The organism is Bradyrhizobium sp. LA2.1 (assembly GCF_040547725.1).
GTDB classification, from domain to species: Bacteria; Pseudomonadota; Alphaproteobacteria; order Rhizobiales; family Xanthobacteraceae; genus Bradyrhizobium; species Bradyrhizobium barranii.
Genome location: NZ_JBEPQI010000006.1, coordinates 409155 through 423887, shown reverse-complemented (window position 1 = coordinate 423887; position 14733 = coordinate 409155). Strand labels below are relative to the sequence as shown.

Sequence of the window (14733 nt, the reverse complement as noted above, 5' to 3'; positions counted from 1 at the left end):
CGGGTACGGCGCTACTTCCCCCACCGCAACGCCAGCGCATCCCGCTCCTTGGCGAGCTCCAGCAGCCCAGCCCGCGTCGCCGGGTGCAGCGGCTGGAGCGGATGCCGCACGGCGTCCGATTTGATCACGCCGCCGGCCTGCATCATGGCCTTGCAGGCGATCAGGCCGCATTGGCGGTTCTCGTAGTTGATCAGCGGCAGCCAGCGCTCGTAGGCGGCCTTTGCCTCCTCGCGCTTGCCGGCGAAATAGGGATCGATGATCTGGCGGATGCCGTCGGGATAGCCGCCGCCCGTCATCGCGCCGGTCGCGCCTGCGTCGAGATCGGCGAGCAGCGTGATGGCCTCTTCGCCATCCCACGGGCCTTCGATATCCTTGCCGCCCGCCTCGATCAGGCTGCGCAGCTTTGCCGCCGCGCCCGGCACCTCGATCTTGAAATAGCGGATGTTGGCGAAGTCGCGCGCCAGCCGCGCGAGCAGCTCGACCGACAGCGGCGTGCCCGCGACAGGCGCGTCCTGAATCATGACGGGAATGTTGATCGCGCCCGAGAGCACCTTGAAGAACTCGACGATGCCCTTCTCGGGCACGCGGAAGGTCGCGCCGTGATAGGGCGGCATCACCATCACCATCGCGGCCCCCGCCGCCTCCGCCTGCTGGCTGCGCGCGGCGCAGACGGCCGAGCTGAAATGCGTGGTGGTGACGATCACGGGAACCCGGCCCGCGACATGCTCCAGCACCGCATGCATCACGGTTTCGCGCTCGGCATCGGTGAGCACGAACTGCTCGGAGAAATTGGCGAGGATGCAGAGACCATTCGAGCCCGCATCGATCATGAAATCGATGCAGCGGCGCTGGCCCTCGAGGTCGAGCTCGCCGCGCTCGTCGAAGATGGTGGGCGCGACCGGGAACACGCCGCGATAGGGGCGCTGGGCGTTGTGTGGGGTGACCGGCATCGAACTCTCCATCCTTGATACGTCTGTTGCTGCACTCCCGCAGCGCCACAGATGTACCCGCCACGTGAAGCGGCGGCAATGCCGTTCGCGCGACGCCTAGACGGATGACGATCGAAGTTATGCGGTCTTCACGGCCCCCAAAAAGCCTTCGACCGCGACGCGAAGACGATCGGCATCGCCCGACATCTTCTTCACGGATTCGGACAGCACCGTGCCGGCGTTGCCGGTTTCCTGGTTGAGCCTGGCGACGCTGCCGATGGTGTCGGTGACCTCGCGGGTGCCCTGGGCTGCCTGCTGGAAGTTGCGCGAGATCTCGGTGGTGGCCGCGCGCTGCTCCTCGACGGCGGCTGCGATCGCCGTCATCTTCTCGTCGATGCCGCTGATGGCGCCCCCGATCGAGCGGATGGCGGTCACGGCCTGGCCTGTCGCGCCCTGGATCTCCTCGACCTGGCGCGAGATTTCTTCGGTTGCGGTTGCGGTCTGCGCGGCGAGGCTCTTGACCTCACCGGCGACCACGGCAAAGCCGCGGCCGGCCTCGCCCGCACGCGCCGCTTCGATGGTCGCGTTCAGCGCCAGGAGATTGGTCTGACCGGCGATGGCGTTGATCATCTTCACAACCTCGCCGATCCGGCTCGCGGTCTGATCGAGGATCTCGACCGTCGCGTTGGTCCGCTCGGCCTGCGAGACGGCCTCGCGCGCCTCGCGGGCGCTCAACTGCACCTGTGCGGAGATCTCGCCGACGGATGCGGAGAGTTCCTCGGTCGCGGCCGCGATGGTCTCGAGATTGTTGGTGGCCTGCTCGGCCGCGGAGGAGACTGCCGCGGTCTGGCTGGTCGACTCTGATACCAGCGTGCGCACATCGGTCGCCGTGGCATCGAGCTCCCTTGCCGACGCAGCGACGCTGTGGATCACCGCCTGCACGGTGTCGTCGAAGCTGCGGCACGCATCGTCCACGGTACCGGAGCGGGCGAGTTGCAGCGCCTGCTGCGATTCGCGTTCCTGGCCCAGCCGCTCGGCGGTCGCCGCGCTCTCGCGCAGGCTCTCGAGCGCGGCAGCCATGGTGCCGAACTCGTCGGGATATCGGGATCGCGGCACGGGCGTCGCATAATCAAGGGCGCCGATTCGCGCGATGGCGTCGAGGATGGCGCGGACCGGGCGCATCAGGCGATTGCGCACCACGTAGACGCCGGCGAGGGTCACGGCGAGCGCGAGCAGAAACGCGAGCGACTGCACGATGAGGTTGGTGAGCGCCTTGGTCTGCACGGCCTCGGAACGCGCGATCGACTGATCCAGCGCTTTGGTCGCGACCCCGACAATGAGCGGGAACGGCGACTGGCAGAGCGTATTCCACTCCGAAGCGGGCATCGCGGGCTTGCCGCTGCCGTCGAGATTCTTGGTGAGATCGCCGATCTGCTTCAGGACGCCATCGGTCTTGGTCTTCGCGTCCGACGCTGCCGTCACCAGCTCCGCCGTCACGTCGGGCGCGGCCAGCAACTCGGCCATGCCCGCCCAGCCGGAGGCGATCGTGCCGTCCCATTGCGCCACCGACCGCTTCTGAACGTCGTCGAGCGGCTTGCTGCTGTTGATGTTCGAGCGAAGCGACGAACAATGGACCCCATAGCGGTCGCGCACCTGCCAGGCGAAGCGGCGGACCTGGATCATGCGGGCGATGTAGGGATCGTTCATCCAGGCGCGGTTCGACACCGCGGTGGAGGCGAGGTTCGCAGTGTCGATGACCTTGGTGACGGCATCGTACCAGGAATTGGTTCGCTCCATCTTGCGCTCGGCGCGCGGAAGCCTGGCCTCGTCGTAGAACAGCTGGAATTGCGGCGCGGCTTCGTTCCAGCGCTGCTTCAGCGTGCCGGCGAGTTCGTCGCGGCGTGCGAAATCGACGGTCGCGAGCGCGGCGCTGATCCCTTCATAGCCGCCCTGCTCGGCCTTCTCGGCTTCAGCGAGTTTTGCCTTGGGATCGTCCTCGCCAAGGATGGCGCTCTGGGCATCGCCACGATTGTTGCGCAACGCGAGCACGCCATGGAAGATCGCCTTGTCGGCAGCGGCGAGCCGCGCCGTCTCGAGACTGTCGCTGTAGCGACCGAACGCTCCGAACATCTGGATCGCCGTAGAGGCCAGCGCACCGGCGGCCAGCAGGGCCATCAAGGTCAGGAGAAGCGAGCTTACCGATTTCTTAAACATTGCCATGAGTCAGGGGGCCTGCATTGTACTGCCGGCCACCCTGCATCGCGACATGCCAAGGATCGGTTAAGGTTTTAGTCAAATTGCCGGAAGTGCCCGGTCTGTAAGCGCTTTAAGACTAGCGAAATCAGGCAACCTTGGTGAAATCCGGCGGCCGGCGCTCGGCGAAGGCGGTGAAGGCCTCGCGTGCTTCCGCCGTGCGCAAACGCTGCGCGAATTGCTCGCCTTCGGCCTGCATCTGTGCGACCAGCGCCTCGCCGTTGCGCATCAACTTCTTGGTCGCAGTAAGCGCGCCGGCCGGCTGGCGAGCGAGCCGCTGCGCCAGCGCGAGCGCCTCGGCATCGAGCTTGTCGAGCGGCACCACACGGTTGGCAAGGCCCCATTCCAACGCCGACCTCGCCGGTACGGTCTCGCCCAGCGCGAACATCTCGTAGGCGCGGGCGTAGCCGATGCGCGCCGGCATCAGCAGGCTCGAGGCGGCCTCCGGCACCAGCGCGAGGCTGACGAAGGGCGTCGACAATTGCGCATTGTCGGCGAGCACGACGAGGTCGCAATGCAGCAGCATCGTGGTGCCGACGCCGACGGCGCGGCCCTGCACCGCCGCGACCAGCGGCCGGGTGCAGCGCGCCAGCGACTGGATGAAGCGCACGACGTTGCGGCTGCCTTCGGACTTGCCGGCTGCCACGGCGGCGAATTCGCCGACATCGTTGCCGGCGGTGAACATGTCACCCTCGCCGCGGATCAGGATCACGCGGGCGGACGGATCGAACTCGGCGGATTCGATGGTGTCGGCGAGCTTGCCGTACATCGCATCCGTCAGCGCGTTCTTCTTGTCGGGGCGCGCCAGCGTGAGGGTGAGAATTCCGTTGTTGTTCTCGATCCGGACGTGCTCGGTCATGGGTCTCTCCTTTAGTCGTCGGAAGGTCTTGGAAACTTGTCCTGAATGCTGGTCAGCCAGCGCGCGACGATGTCGATCTCCGCGCTGGTAAAGCCGTCCGTCAGCGCGGCGTTGATCTGCGCCGCGTCCGTCTTCGCCTGCGTCAGCACGGTGCGCCCCTTCGGCGTCAGCCATACGCGCCAGGCCCGGCCATCCTCGCGATCGGCCCGCCGCTCGACCAGCCTTGCCGCAGCACTGCGATCGACGAGTCCGGAAATTCCGGCCGGCCCCATGTCGAGCGCCGCGCCCGCCTCGCCCATCAGCACGCCGTCCTGCTTGCCGAGGATGAACAACAGCCCCGCCTGCGCCGGCGTGACCTCGTTCTGCGGCTGCGCCGCCATCCAGCGCTGCAAGCGGCGTTGCGCGACGTTCAGGAGGTAAATCAGCCGATGATGCCTCGCTGCGGCTTCTTTATTTCGCATGCGAAATAGATAGCCGAACCGAACCGGATTGTCAAAGGGAGACGGCTACGGGGGCGCGGCAGCCATCGAGGAACAGGGCCGCGCAGGTCTGCACGCGGCGCTCGATCTGCTTGCGTGACGGCAGCGGCATGCCGCCATAGATCGCCGCGCGCTGCGGCGTCGATGCGACCATGCCGATCAGCATGCCGGCAACTTCCTCCGCATCATCGATGGCGATGCGCTTGCGCTTGACCTGGACGCGCAGCCAGCCCGCGAGCGTCCTGACGGTGCGGGAAATGCCGTTGTTGTAGAAGTTGGCGGCGAGCTCGGGGAACGCGGCGGATTCCTGCAGCACCATGCGCTGCAACGCCACGACCTCAGGATCGAGCGCGAGATCGGCGCAGGCCAGCAGCGCGGCACGCAGGCCCGTCTCGATATCGACCTTGTCGCTTCCTTGCAGATCGACGGCGGAGAGCAGCCGCTCGAGCCTGTCCGCGCACATCGCTTCGAACAGCGCGGCCTTGCCCGGAAACAGGCGATAGAGCGTCTTGGTCGAGATGCCGGCGCGGCGTGCCAGCTCTTCGGTGCTGGTCGCGGCATAGCCGTCGACGGCAAACGCGTGGCGTGCGGCGTCGAAGACGATCCGCCTCGTCTCCTCGTCGCTACGCAGTTGCGGCCGCCCGCGGGGGCGGCATTCACCTGAAGGTTTTGCCTGAGCCATGCTTTTAGATGACGCCTGTCATTCCATTGACAATTCCAAAGCTAGTCTCATTTTGGAAATCGTCAAGTTTCCTAATTCAGGGGAGCCGGCCATGTCCGTCCACACGACCCCATCTGCTGCGACCCAAATCGCTATTCCAGCAACCGTGCCGGAGGGCGTCCTGCCCACCACGGCAACCGGCGTCCGCCGGCAAAAACTCAATCTCCGCAAGCTGTTGCTGATGGGAGCGGCGATCGTCGCGCTGGCCGGCGCGAGCTGGTACGGCTACGACTACTGGACCGTCGGGCAGTACCTCGTCTCCACCGATGACGCCTATGTGAAGGCCGACAACACCACGATCGCGCCGAAGGTCAGCGGCTATCTCGACCGCGTCCTGGTCGGCGATAACGAGCATGTGAGGGCCGGCCAGGTGCTCGCCAGGATCGACGATCGCGACTTCCGCGTCGCGCTCGACCAGGCCAAGGCCGATGTCGCCGCCGCGAATGCGACGGTGACAAGCAAGCAAGCGCAGCTCGAGGTCCAGCAAGCCGTGATCGCGGCGGCAAGAGCGACCATCGATGTCGACAATGCCGCGAAGGTTTTCGCGAAGCAGGAGAACAAGCGCTACACCGATCTCGCGGCAACGGGTTTCGGCAGCGTGCAGAACGCGCAGCAGGCGCAAGCGCGCGACGCCGGCGCAGACGCGGCGATCCAGCGCGATATCGCCAATCTCACCTCCGCCTTGAAGCAGGTCGATCTCCTCAACGCTGAGATATTGCAAGCCAGGGCCGCCGCCGCACGCGCGGCCGCACTCCAGCGTCAGGCCGAGCTCAATCTGGGCTACACCACGATCGTCTCCCCGATCGACGGCGTGGTCGGCAACCGCTCCTTGCGCGTCGGCCAGTTCGTACAGGCGGGCACGCAGCTGATGGCCATCGTGCCGGCCGAGGGCGCCTATGTGGTCGCCAACTTCAAGGAGACGCAGCTCACCCACGTGCAGGCCGGCCAGGCCGTCGATATCGAGGTCGACACCTTCCCGGGCCAGGTCGTGCACGGCCACGTCGATTCCATCGCGCCGGCGAGCGGCCAGGAGTTCGCGCTGCTGCCGCCCGACAACGCCACCGGCAATTTCACCAAGGTGGTGCAGCGCATCCCCGTCAAGATCGCGCTCGATGCCGCGCACGGTCCCGCGATCGCGCTGCGGCCGGGCATGTCGGTGATCCCGACCATTGCAACACGTTCGACCGCGCCGACCGCGAATGCGGCCGTGACGCCCAAGACAAACGTAAAGGCGAAGCTCGTTTCCGGAGGGTCGTGCCATGTCAAACAGCCTCTCACTTTCGACGCCAGCAACACCGGTCGCGACGCCTGATCCGGCGATAGCCGACCCGAACCGCGCGAGTGCCGCGATCTGGATCGCCGTGCTCGCCGCCATGATCGGTTCGTTCATGGCGATCCTGAACATCCAGATCACCAACGCCTCGCTGGCCAACATCGAGGGTGGCATCGGTACCGGCGCCGACAACGGCTCCTGGATCTCGACGTCGTATCTGATCGGCGAGATCATCGTGATCCCGCTGACCGACTATTTGAGCCGCGTGTTCTCGTTCCGCCGCTACATGCTGGCGAGCGCGACGCTGTTCGCGGCGTTCTCGGTCGCCTGCGCCTTCACCCATGATTTGCCGTCGATGATCGCGATGCGCGGCCTGCAGGGTTTTGCCGGCGGCGTGCTGATCCCGATGGCGTTCACGCTGGTGCTGACCAAGCTGCCGAAGCCGCAGCAGCCGGTGGGCCTTGCGATCTTCGCGCTGTCCGTCACCTTCGCCCCCGCGATCGGACCGACCATCGGCGGCTATCTCACGGAGAACTACGGCTGGCGTACCATCTTCTTCGTCAACGTGATCCCGACCGCGGTGATGGTGACGGCGCTCTATCTGACGCTGGAGAAGCAGAAGATGCAGCTCGGTCTCTTAAGGGAAGGCGACTGGGCCGGCATCTTCACCATGGCGATCGGGCTGTCGGCACTGCAAGCGGTGCTTGAAGAGGGCAACAAGGACGACTGGTTCTCCTCGCCTTTCATCGTCAAGCTCGCCGTGATCGCGGCCGTCAGCCTGACGCTGTTCGTCACGATCGAGCTCACGATCGAGAAGCCGCTGATCCGGCTGCGCCTGCTGACACAGCGTAATTTCGGCTTCGGTACCATTGCGATGACGATGGTCGGCTTCGCGCTGTTCGGCTCGGTCTATATCCTGCCCGCCTATCTCGGCCAGGCGCAAGGCTACAATGCCGAGCAGATCGGCAACGTGCTGGCCTGGACCGGCCTGCCGCAGCTCGTGCTGATCCCGCTGATCCCGAAGCTGATGCAGCGCTTCGACACGCGCTATATCGCCATTACCGGCCTTCTGATCTTCGCCTATAGCTGCTTCATGAACACGGCGATGTCGCCGGACTATGCCGGCGACCAGCTCTGGATTCCGAACATCGTGCGTGCCGTGGGACAGGCCATGGTGCTGACGCCGCTGACCTCGGTGCTGACGGGCGGCATCGCGCCGCAGGACGCGGCCGCGGCCTCCGGCATCAGCAACATGTTCCGCAATCTCGGCGGCGCGATCGGCACGGCGACGCTCGCCACCATCATCACCAAGCGCGAGCAGTTCCACTCCAACATCATCGGCCAGTCGGTCACGCTCGGCCGCGAGGAAGTCCGCACCCGCATCGCGCAGATGACGGACTACTTCATGAACCACGGCGTGCCCGACCCCCACGCCGCGCGCGAGCAGGCCATCATCGCGCTCGGCAAGACGGTCAAGCGCCAGGCGCTGGTGATGGGCTATTCCGACGCGTTTGCGGTGATCGGTATCGTGCTGGTGATCGCCGCGATCGCGGTGGTGCTGACCCAGCGCGTGAAGGCGGCCGGTGGGCCGGCGCATTAGGCTCTTCTTCCCCCTCTCCCCGTTCTTACGGGGAGAGGGTCGGGGTGAGGGGCCTCTCTCCACACGTGAGATCGTCGAGGGACCTGTACCCCCTCACCCGGATCGCAAGAGCGATCCGACCTCTCCCCGCAAGCGGGGAGAGGTGAAGAGCCGCCTCACGGCGCGCAGGTGAAACTGGACGTCTCCGTGACCGGGCCGCTCTTGTAACGCGGCCAGGACGGCCAGCGGCACAGCGGCATCGCGCGCAACACGGCAAACGACGGCGCCTCGACCTTTTGCTCAGAGACCTCCAGATCGCCGGGCGCTTTGCCCTTCTCGACCCAGTCGACCAATGCGCTCAGCATGTCGACATTGGCCGGCGCGCCGGAGCCGACATGGTCGACGCCGGGCGCGGTGTAGAGCCGCGCGAATTCCGCCGTCTCGGCCTTGCCGAGCTTGCGCTCGACGCTCTCGAAATAGCGGATGCCGGCATAGGGGCTCTGCGCATAGTCGGCCATGTGCTCGAGCATGATCAGCCGGCCGCCGCGTCCGCGAAAACGGCTGAGATCCGGATCGGTGGAATCCATGAGCGCCGAGACTTCGAGCAGCCGCGCCTTGTGGTCCTCCACATTATAGGTGGTGACGTCGAGCTTGGGATCGCGGGCGAACACATATTGGATGCCGCCGGCGCCGTAGATCCAGGCGATGCCGTTGTTGGGCGCGGGCGGCTGCGCCGGCGGCGCGCTGCCGAGCCACCACGCGGACCAGCCGCCGGTCGGACCGATCGCCGGCGTGTCCTCGCCCGAGACGCCCCAGCCCGGATAGTCATCGAGGTCATTGGCGAGCACGAACGGGAATTTGTAGGTCCCATGCAGCGTGCTGACTGCCTTGATCTGCGCCTCGGTCAGGCACTGATCGCCGGCCTTGCCGGCCTCGCAGCGCAACGTCTCGACCTTGAACACGGCCTTGCAGGCCACGGGATCGTGCACCAGCGTCTTATCGGAGCCGTCGGCCTTGTCGCAGGCAGTGCGCACCGCATCGGCAAAGAGCTTGACCTGCGTCGGATTGATCCAGCCCTCGCCCATGGTCACAAGGCCCGAGCGCGTACCGGCATGCTGCAGGCCGACCCAGTTGATCACGGGCACGCGGGCGAAGATGCCGTCGAAATCGTCGGGGTAGCGCTGGGCCATGGTGAGGCCTTCGCGCCCCCCCTCGGACGAGCCCATGAAGTATATTTTTTCCGGCTTCTTGCCGTAGGCGCGCTCCATCAGCGCGACAGAAGCGTCGCGCACCTTCTTGTAGGCGCGGTGAGCGAAATTCTCGAAGGCTTCGTCGTTGAGCGCGAAGACCTGCGGCGGCTCGCCCGGCTTGGACTCATGGCCGGAATCGGTGCCGTAGGTGACAAAACCGCGTGCCAGTGGCGACGGCTTGTCGAACGGATAGGCCGGCGGCAGCCCAAGGCCGGTGATCAGCACGCCGTTAAAGCCGCCACCGCCATATTGCACGGAGCGACCGTTCCATTCGACGGGAAGGTTGACCTGAAACTTGATCGGCGGCGCCTTGGGATCAATGGGATCGATATGGCCGATCACCTTGCAGAAGGCGGGATTGGCCGGCGTGACGCGCCCCGACGGGGTCGGCCCGCGTTCGGCAACAGCCAGTTGTGTTGGCGCCAGCAATGTCGCGGCATCGATCTTCACGGCGTCGGCGCCGCCGACGAGCCCTTTGCAGACCGTGTCCGCATCCTCCGCCAGCGTCGCGGCGAACGCGCTGCTCGCGCTCATCGCGGCCACGGCGCCGGCAAGCCACACACTCAGCTTCGCAATCCTGCGCGCCACCGTTTCCATCCCTGCTGCCTTGTTATCGTTCAGACGGTCGATTCAATGCGTCGGATTGCTGGCCGTCAATCGCCGCGACACGCGCCGCGATCGCCATCAACGGAAACATCGCCCCTGCCCACCAGCCCGGCCGCCCCACGGGCCCATAGAGATCTGAATTCTATGGGAAATTTTGCCCCTGCCCCGAACTCGGAAAGCCTCGCGGCCGGCCAATCCACAGGCTGTCATCAATCTGTCATACGACCTGGGGTTAGCTGCCTGTCTCGTCGGCATGCTATGCATGACCGTGCAGAACAAGGAGCAAGTGGTGAGCGAAACGATCAATGTCCCGGCGTTACCGACGGATGCCTCTGTGGTCGCACGCATCAAGTCCGAGATCGACATGTCGGACCGGTCGCGCCTCGTGACATTCGGCGAGCGCGCGCAGCGCTCGGTGGTCGAATTCGCCGACCGCATTCTCGCCCAGACCCAGAACCGTGAGCTCGGCGCCACCGGAAAGCTCCTGACCGACATCCTTGGCAAGGCACGCGGGCTCGATCCGGCCCATCTCAAGGACAAGGGCTTTCTCACGCGCCTGTTCTCGTCGGCCGAGACACGGCTGCGCCGCTTCACCGAACAGTTCAACGACGTCGCCTCGCAGATTGACCGGGTCTGCGTCGATCTCGACCGCAACAAGGAAGTCCTGCGCCGCGACATCGCCCTGCTCGACGACCTCTACGAACAGACAAGGGGCGCGCTCGGCCAGCTCGATGCACATATCGCTGCCGGCAAGGCCTTCACCGAAGAGTTCCGCGGCGGCAAGCTCATCGAGATGGAGCGGAGCGCGAAAGCGCAAGCTGCCGGCAGCGACGCCATGCTCGCCGCGCAAACCTATCAGGACGCGGTCCAGGCGCTCGACCGGCTGGAGAAGCGCGTCTTCTATCTCCAGCAGGCGCGGCAGATCGGCATCCAGCAGCTGCCGCAGATCCGCATCGTTCAGTCCGGCGACGAGACGCTGATCGAGAATTTGCAGGCCACGACCGAGCTGACGATCCCGGTGTGGAAGCAGAAAATGATTCTGCTGCTCGGCCTGAACCGGCAAAAATCGGCGCTGGAGCTGCAAAAGACCATCACGGACGCGACCAACGAGATGATGCGCCAGGCGTCCGAGATGATGAAGACGCAGGCGATCGAGATCGAGAAGCAGTCGCAGCGCGGCATCGTCGACATCCAGACCCTGGAGACGACCAACCGGGATTTGATCGACACTATTGCGGGCGTGCTCTCGGTGCAGCAAGAGGGCCGCAACAAGCGCGCCGAGATCGAGCACCGGATGGCGCAGCTGACGGACGAACTGAAGTCCGCGATCTCCAAGGCCGCGCCTTGATGCGCCTCACGCAACGGTTTCTCGATGAAGCGTCTGCATAAGAACTGCGGCATGAAGGCTCACGCATGAGAACTTTCCGTTTCCTGCGGCGCCCGCTGGTGCTGCTTGCGGCCGTGCCGCTGATGGCCGCGCTGCTGTCGGGCTGCGGCGGCCCGGGGCCGCAATTCACCATTCTCTCGGGGTCGGAGAACGACATCCTCGAGCCGCTGGTGCAGGAGTTCTGCAAGTCGCGTAACGCGACCTGCACCATGCGCTATCAGGGTTCGCTCGACATCGCGCTCGCGCTGAAGGCCGGCGATCCCGGCGCCGACGCCGTCTGGCCGGCCGCCTCGATCTGGATCGACATGTTCGACACGACGCGGCGCGTGAAGATGGTCAAGTCGATCGTGCAGATGCCGGTCATTCTCGGCGTGCGCCGCTCCAAGGCGCAGGCGCTGGGCTGGATCGGCGCCAAGGTGACGGCGAAGGACATCCTCGCGGCCGTCGAAGGCGGCAAGCTGAAATTCCTGATGACGTCGGCGACGCAGTCGAATTCTGGCGCAGCCGCCTATCTTGCGATGCTGGCGGCCGGCATCGGCAAGCCCGATCTGATCGAGGCCGGCGATCTCGACAAGCCCGAGGTGCTGGCGACGGCGCGCGGATTGCTGAAAGGCGTCGAGCGCAGCGCGGGCTCGAGCGGCTGGCTCGCCGACCTCTATCGCGACGGCGAGCGCAGCGGCGCGCATTACCAGGCGATCTGGAACTACGAAGCCGTCATCAAGGAAACCAACGACAAGCTGATCGCCGACAACCACGAGCCGCTCTACGCGATCTATCCCGCCGATGGCGTGGCGATCGCCGACTCACCGCTCGGTTTCGTCGATCGCGGCCGCGGCAAGGACGTCGAAGGCTTCTTCACCGATCTGCAGGCCTTCCTGCTCAACGGCGACGCGCAGGGCAAGATCGCCAAGACCGGCCGGCGCGTCGAGATCGGCCGTGCCACGCCTCTTGCGGCCGACCCGAAGACGAATCTCGATCCATCGCGACCGGTGACGGTGATCCGTCCGCCGGAGCCGGCGGTGATCCAGAAGGCGCTGCTGATCTATCAGGAAGCGTTGCGGCGGCCGTCACTGACCGCGCTCTGCCTCGACGTCTCCGGCAGCATGCAGGGCCCGGGCGAGACTCAGCTGCTCGACGCCATGCGCTTCCTGCTCACGCCGGCGCGCACGCGCGAGATGCTGGTGCAATGGACCAAATCGGATCAGATCCTGATCATGCCGTTCAGCGATCACGTCTTGTGGACGGCGCGCGCCAGCGGTGAAGACAACGAGCAGGCCGGCCTGCTCGCACGCGCGCTCGAATTGCGCGCCAACGGCGGCACCGACTTCTATACCTGCGGCGCGCAGGCGCTCGCCTTGATGAAGCCGCTGCTCCAGGACGGCCAGCATCTCCCGGCCATCGTCATCATGACGGATGGCAAGAGCCAGGGGGCGATGTCGACGTTCGAGAGCGCATGGCGCGCCGATGGTCATCGTGTGCCGGTGTTCGGCGTGACATTCGGTTCCGAGGTCGATCGGGCCCAGCTCGACAATCTGGCAAAGCTGACCGGAGGCCGCGTGTTCGACGGCAGCAAGAGCCTCACCGATGCGTTCCGCGCCGTACGAGGATACAACTGAATGGCCGCAATGCCGCCCGGGCTTGGCTGGATCGCCGGGGGAGTGGCAGCCGCGGCGCTGCTGCCGTCGCTCGCGATCGGGCTCGCCATGCCGTTCTGGATCGCGCTCGCGATCAGCGCGGCCGCCGGGGGCGGTATCGTCGTGGCGCTGGCGCCGCGAAACCGGTTTGCCGCACTGGAGGCCAGCGGCGTCGCACGCGGCAAGATCGAGTTCGCAAACGAACTGCTGGCCGAAGCAGAGCCGCTGGCCGAGCGGATGGAATATACGGCATCGGCGATCCGCACCCGCGCGGTCGCCGATCGCATCCGCCACCTGGTGCAAATTGCGCGCGACATCTTCGCAGCCATCGAGCGTGATCCGCTGCGGCTCGACCGGGTGCGCCGGTTCCTGACCTACTATCTGCCCCGCGCGGCCGAGATCGCCGAAGCATACCGCGCGCTGGAGAAGAGCGCCGTGCCCGACACCGCGCGCCTTGCGGCCACGGGCGACATGATCGACCGGCTCGACGGCGCCTTCACGCGCTACGCCGCCAATCTTCAGGATGCCGACCTCGACAAGCTTGATATCGAGCTGAAGCTGCTGAAAAGCTCGCTCGACGAGGACATCGGCCCGACGCCGCCGGCGGCCCCGGTCAAGACCAAGAGAGGAACCTCCTGATGGCTATCTCGCGCCGAGCCTTCGGCATCGGCCTCGTCGCTGCGAGCGCGGCGGCGACCGGCGGCTATGTTTATCTGCGCGAGCATCCCGAAATCGCCGGCCGCTTCGGCGAAGCCAAGCGGCTGTTCGGCTTTGCCGGCGGCGAGAAGGAGGGATTTCTCGCCAACGCCCGCGTGAAGAACGTGCTGGAGCGCCGTTTCGGGCTGATCCTCGACGGGCGCCGCGCGGGCTCGGTCGAAATGGTCCGCGAGCGCGCGCTGCTCGACCAGAAGCCGCAATTCCTCTGGCCGTCGTCGTCCGTGCTGGTCGAAGTGGCGCGGTCCTCGGGCGTCAAGATCTCGCGCGACCAGGTGATCTTCAACTCGCCGATCGTGCTCTATTCCTGGGATCGCATCGCCGACGGTCTGGTGAAGGGCGGCATCGCCCAATCGGCCGGCGGGCCGCGCTACACGGTCGACCTGTCAAAACTGCTCAAAGCGATCATTGCCGGCGAGACGTGGTCGTCGATCGGCATCGCAGACCTGTTCGGTCGCGCCCGGGTGGTCTCCACCGATCCGAACAAATCCAACTCCGGCTTCATGTTCGCCGGCCTTGCGGCGAGCCTGTTGTCGGGCGACGTGGTGATGCCAGAGACGCTGAGCAAGATCGACGGCGATGTCGCCACCGTGTTCCGCCGCATGGGTTTCAAGCCGCCATCCTCGGGCAAGCTGTTCGACGACTATGTCGCCGGCGGCGCGGGCGCGCAGCCCCTGATCGTCGGCTACGAGAACCAGCTCGTCGAATGGGTGCTCCAGGACGCCGAACGCTGGAAGCGGCTTGAGGCCAACGCGCCCGCAAAACCCGTCATCCTCTATCCGCAGCCCACGGTGTTCTCGGCTCACCCGCTAATCAGCGTCGAGCGCCAAGCCGACGATCTCGTCGAGGCGCTGATGAGCGAGAGCCTGCTCGAGATGGCCTGGGAGGACCACGGCTTTCGCGGGCCGCTCGGCACCATCGGCAAGGCGCGCAACGCGTTGCTGCAGTCGCGCCTGCTGGAGCGGATCGACGCGGTGCTGCCGATGCCGGACGCGCCGGTCATGCTGGCCCTACTCGACCGGCTGGCGGCCTAGGCAACCGCCCGCGGT

Annotated in this window: 12 protein-coding genes; 6 read left to right on the top strand and 6 right to left on the bottom strand. The window is 66.0% G+C overall.

From position 1 onward, the window contains the following. Nucleotides 1-11 precede the first annotated feature (11 nt). The 5 genes from ABIB95_RS14625 to ABIB95_RS14605 form a co-directional block, all read right to left on the bottom strand. Nucleotides 12-950 carry a dihydrodipicolinate synthase family protein gene (locus ABIB95_RS14625; RefSeq protein ID WP_354240214.1) on the bottom strand — a complete coding sequence of 313 codons (939 nt, stop codon included), beginning with the start codon at nt 948-950 and terminating at the stop codon, nt 12-14. A gap of 117 nt (nt 951-1067) precedes the next feature. Then, the gene (locus ABIB95_RS14620) at nt 1068-3149 is read right to left on the bottom strand and encodes a methyl-accepting chemotaxis protein (RefSeq protein ID WP_354240212.1); all 2082 of its coding nucleotides are present in this window, start codon (nt 3147-3149) and stop codon (nt 1068-1070) included. Between the two features lie 121 nt (nt 3150-3270). Further along, nucleotides 3271-4041 (bottom strand): enoyl-CoA hydratase, encoded by a 771-nt coding sequence (locus tag ABIB95_RS14615; protein WP_063979773.1) that lies wholly within the window; start codon nt 4039-4041, stop codon nt 3271-3273. 11 nt (nt 4042-4052) lie between these two features. Continuing rightward, on the bottom strand, nt 4053-4502 hold the full coding sequence (locus tag ABIB95_RS14610; protein WP_063979774.1) for a MarR family winged helix-turn-helix transcriptional regulator: 450 nt from the start codon (nt 4500-4502) through the stop codon (nt 4053-4055). Nucleotides 4503-4533: 31 nt separating this feature from the next. Next, a complete protein-coding gene (locus ABIB95_RS14605) occupies nt 4534-5202 on the bottom strand; it encodes a TetR/AcrR family transcriptional regulator (protein WP_354240210.1) in 669 nt (222 codons plus the stop codon). A 91-nt stretch (nt 5203-5293) separates the two neighbouring features. Between ABIB95_RS14605 and ABIB95_RS14600 the strand changes: the two genes are divergently transcribed. Both ABIB95_RS14600 and ABIB95_RS14595 read left to right on the top strand, forming a co-directional pair. Next, the gene (locus tag ABIB95_RS14600) at nt 5294-6553 is read left to right on the top strand and encodes an HlyD family secretion protein (protein ID WP_354240208.1); all 1260 of its coding nucleotides are present in this window, start codon (nt 5294-5296) and stop codon (nt 6551-6553) included. Beyond that, nucleotides 6501-8114, top strand: coding sequence for an MDR family MFS transporter (locus ABIB95_RS14595; protein WP_354240206.1), 1614 nt, complete (start codon nt 6501-6503; stop codon nt 8112-8114). Before ABIB95_RS14600 ends, ABIB95_RS14595 begins: the two co-directional genes overlap by 53 nt. 155 nt (nt 8115-8269) lie before the next feature. Here the strand turns inward: ABIB95_RS14595 and ABIB95_RS14590 are convergent, their stop codons facing one another. After that, nucleotides 8270-9940, bottom strand: coding sequence for a tannase/feruloyl esterase family alpha/beta hydrolase (locus tag ABIB95_RS14590; RefSeq protein ID WP_354240204.1), 1671 nt, complete (start codon nt 9938-9940; stop codon nt 8270-8272). Between the two features lie 298 nt (nt 9941-10238). On the opposite strand from ABIB95_RS14590, the gene ABIB95_RS14585 reads away from it, so the two are divergent. The 4 genes from ABIB95_RS14585 to ABIB95_RS14570 all read left to right on the top strand — a co-directional run bounded on the left by ABIB95_RS14585 (nt 10239) and on the right by ABIB95_RS14570 (nt 14718). Continuing rightward, nucleotides 10239-11297, top strand: a complete 1059-nt coding sequence (locus ABIB95_RS14585) for a toxic anion resistance protein (RefSeq protein WP_354240202.1) — start codon at nt 10239-10241, stop codon at nt 11295-11297. A gap of 65 nt (nt 11298-11362) precedes the next feature. Next, nucleotides 11363-12952: a substrate-binding domain-containing protein gene (locus ABIB95_RS14580; RefSeq protein WP_502917826.1), complete on the top strand. Its 1590-nt coding sequence runs from the start codon at nt 11363-11365 to the stop codon at nt 12950-12952. Then, nucleotides 12953-13609, top strand: coding sequence for a 5-bromo-4-chloroindolyl phosphate hydrolysis family protein (locus ABIB95_RS14575; protein WP_354240200.1), 657 nt, complete (start codon nt 12953-12955; stop codon nt 13607-13609). Then, nucleotides 13609-14718, top strand: coding sequence for a hypothetical protein (locus ABIB95_RS14570; RefSeq protein WP_354240198.1), 1110 nt, complete (start codon nt 13609-13611; stop codon nt 14716-14718). The genes ABIB95_RS14575 and ABIB95_RS14570 overlap by 1 nt, the downstream gene beginning before the upstream one ends. Nucleotides 14719-14733: the final 15 nt, after the last annotated feature.

Coding starts and splice junctions, on each gene's coding strand:
- ABIB95_RS14625 (WP_354240214.1), bottom strand. CDS start 950: ATGCCGGTCACCCCACACAACGCCCAGCGCCCCTATCGCGGCGTGTTC.
- ABIB95_RS14620 (WP_354240212.1), bottom strand. CDS start 3,149: ATGGCAATGTTTAAGAAATCGGTAAGCTCGCTTCTCCTGACCTTGATG.
- ABIB95_RS14615 (WP_063979773.1), bottom strand. CDS start 4,041: ATGACCGAGCACGTCCGGATCGAGAACAACAACGGAATTCTCACCCTC.
- ABIB95_RS14610 (WP_063979774.1), bottom strand. CDS start 4,502: ATGCGAAATAAAGAAGCCGCAGCGAGGCATCATCGGCTGATTTACCTC.
- ABIB95_RS14605 (WP_354240210.1), bottom strand. CDS start 5,202: ATGGCTCAGGCAAAACCTTCAGGTGAATGCCGCCCCCGCGGGCGGCCG.
- ABIB95_RS14600 (WP_354240208.1), top strand. CDS start 5,294: ATGTCCGTCCACACGACCCCATCTGCTGCGACCCAAATCGCTATTCCA.
- ABIB95_RS14595 (WP_354240206.1), top strand. CDS start 6,501: ATGTCAAACAGCCTCTCACTTTCGACGCCAGCAACACCGGTCGCGACG.
- ABIB95_RS14590 (WP_354240204.1), bottom strand. CDS start 9,940: ATGGAAACGGTGGCGCGCAGGATTGCGAAGCTGAGTGTGTGGCTTGCC.
- ABIB95_RS14580 (WP_502917826.1), top strand. CDS start 11,363: ATGAGAACTTTCCGTTTCCTGCGGCGCCCGCTGGTGCTGCTTGCGGCC.
- ABIB95_RS14575 (WP_354240200.1), top strand. CDS start 12,953: ATGGCCGCAATGCCGCCCGGGCTTGGCTGGATCGCCGGGGGAGTGGCA.
- ABIB95_RS14570 (WP_354240198.1), top strand. CDS start 13,609: ATGGCTATCTCGCGCCGAGCCTTCGGCATCGGCCTCGTCGCTGCGAGC.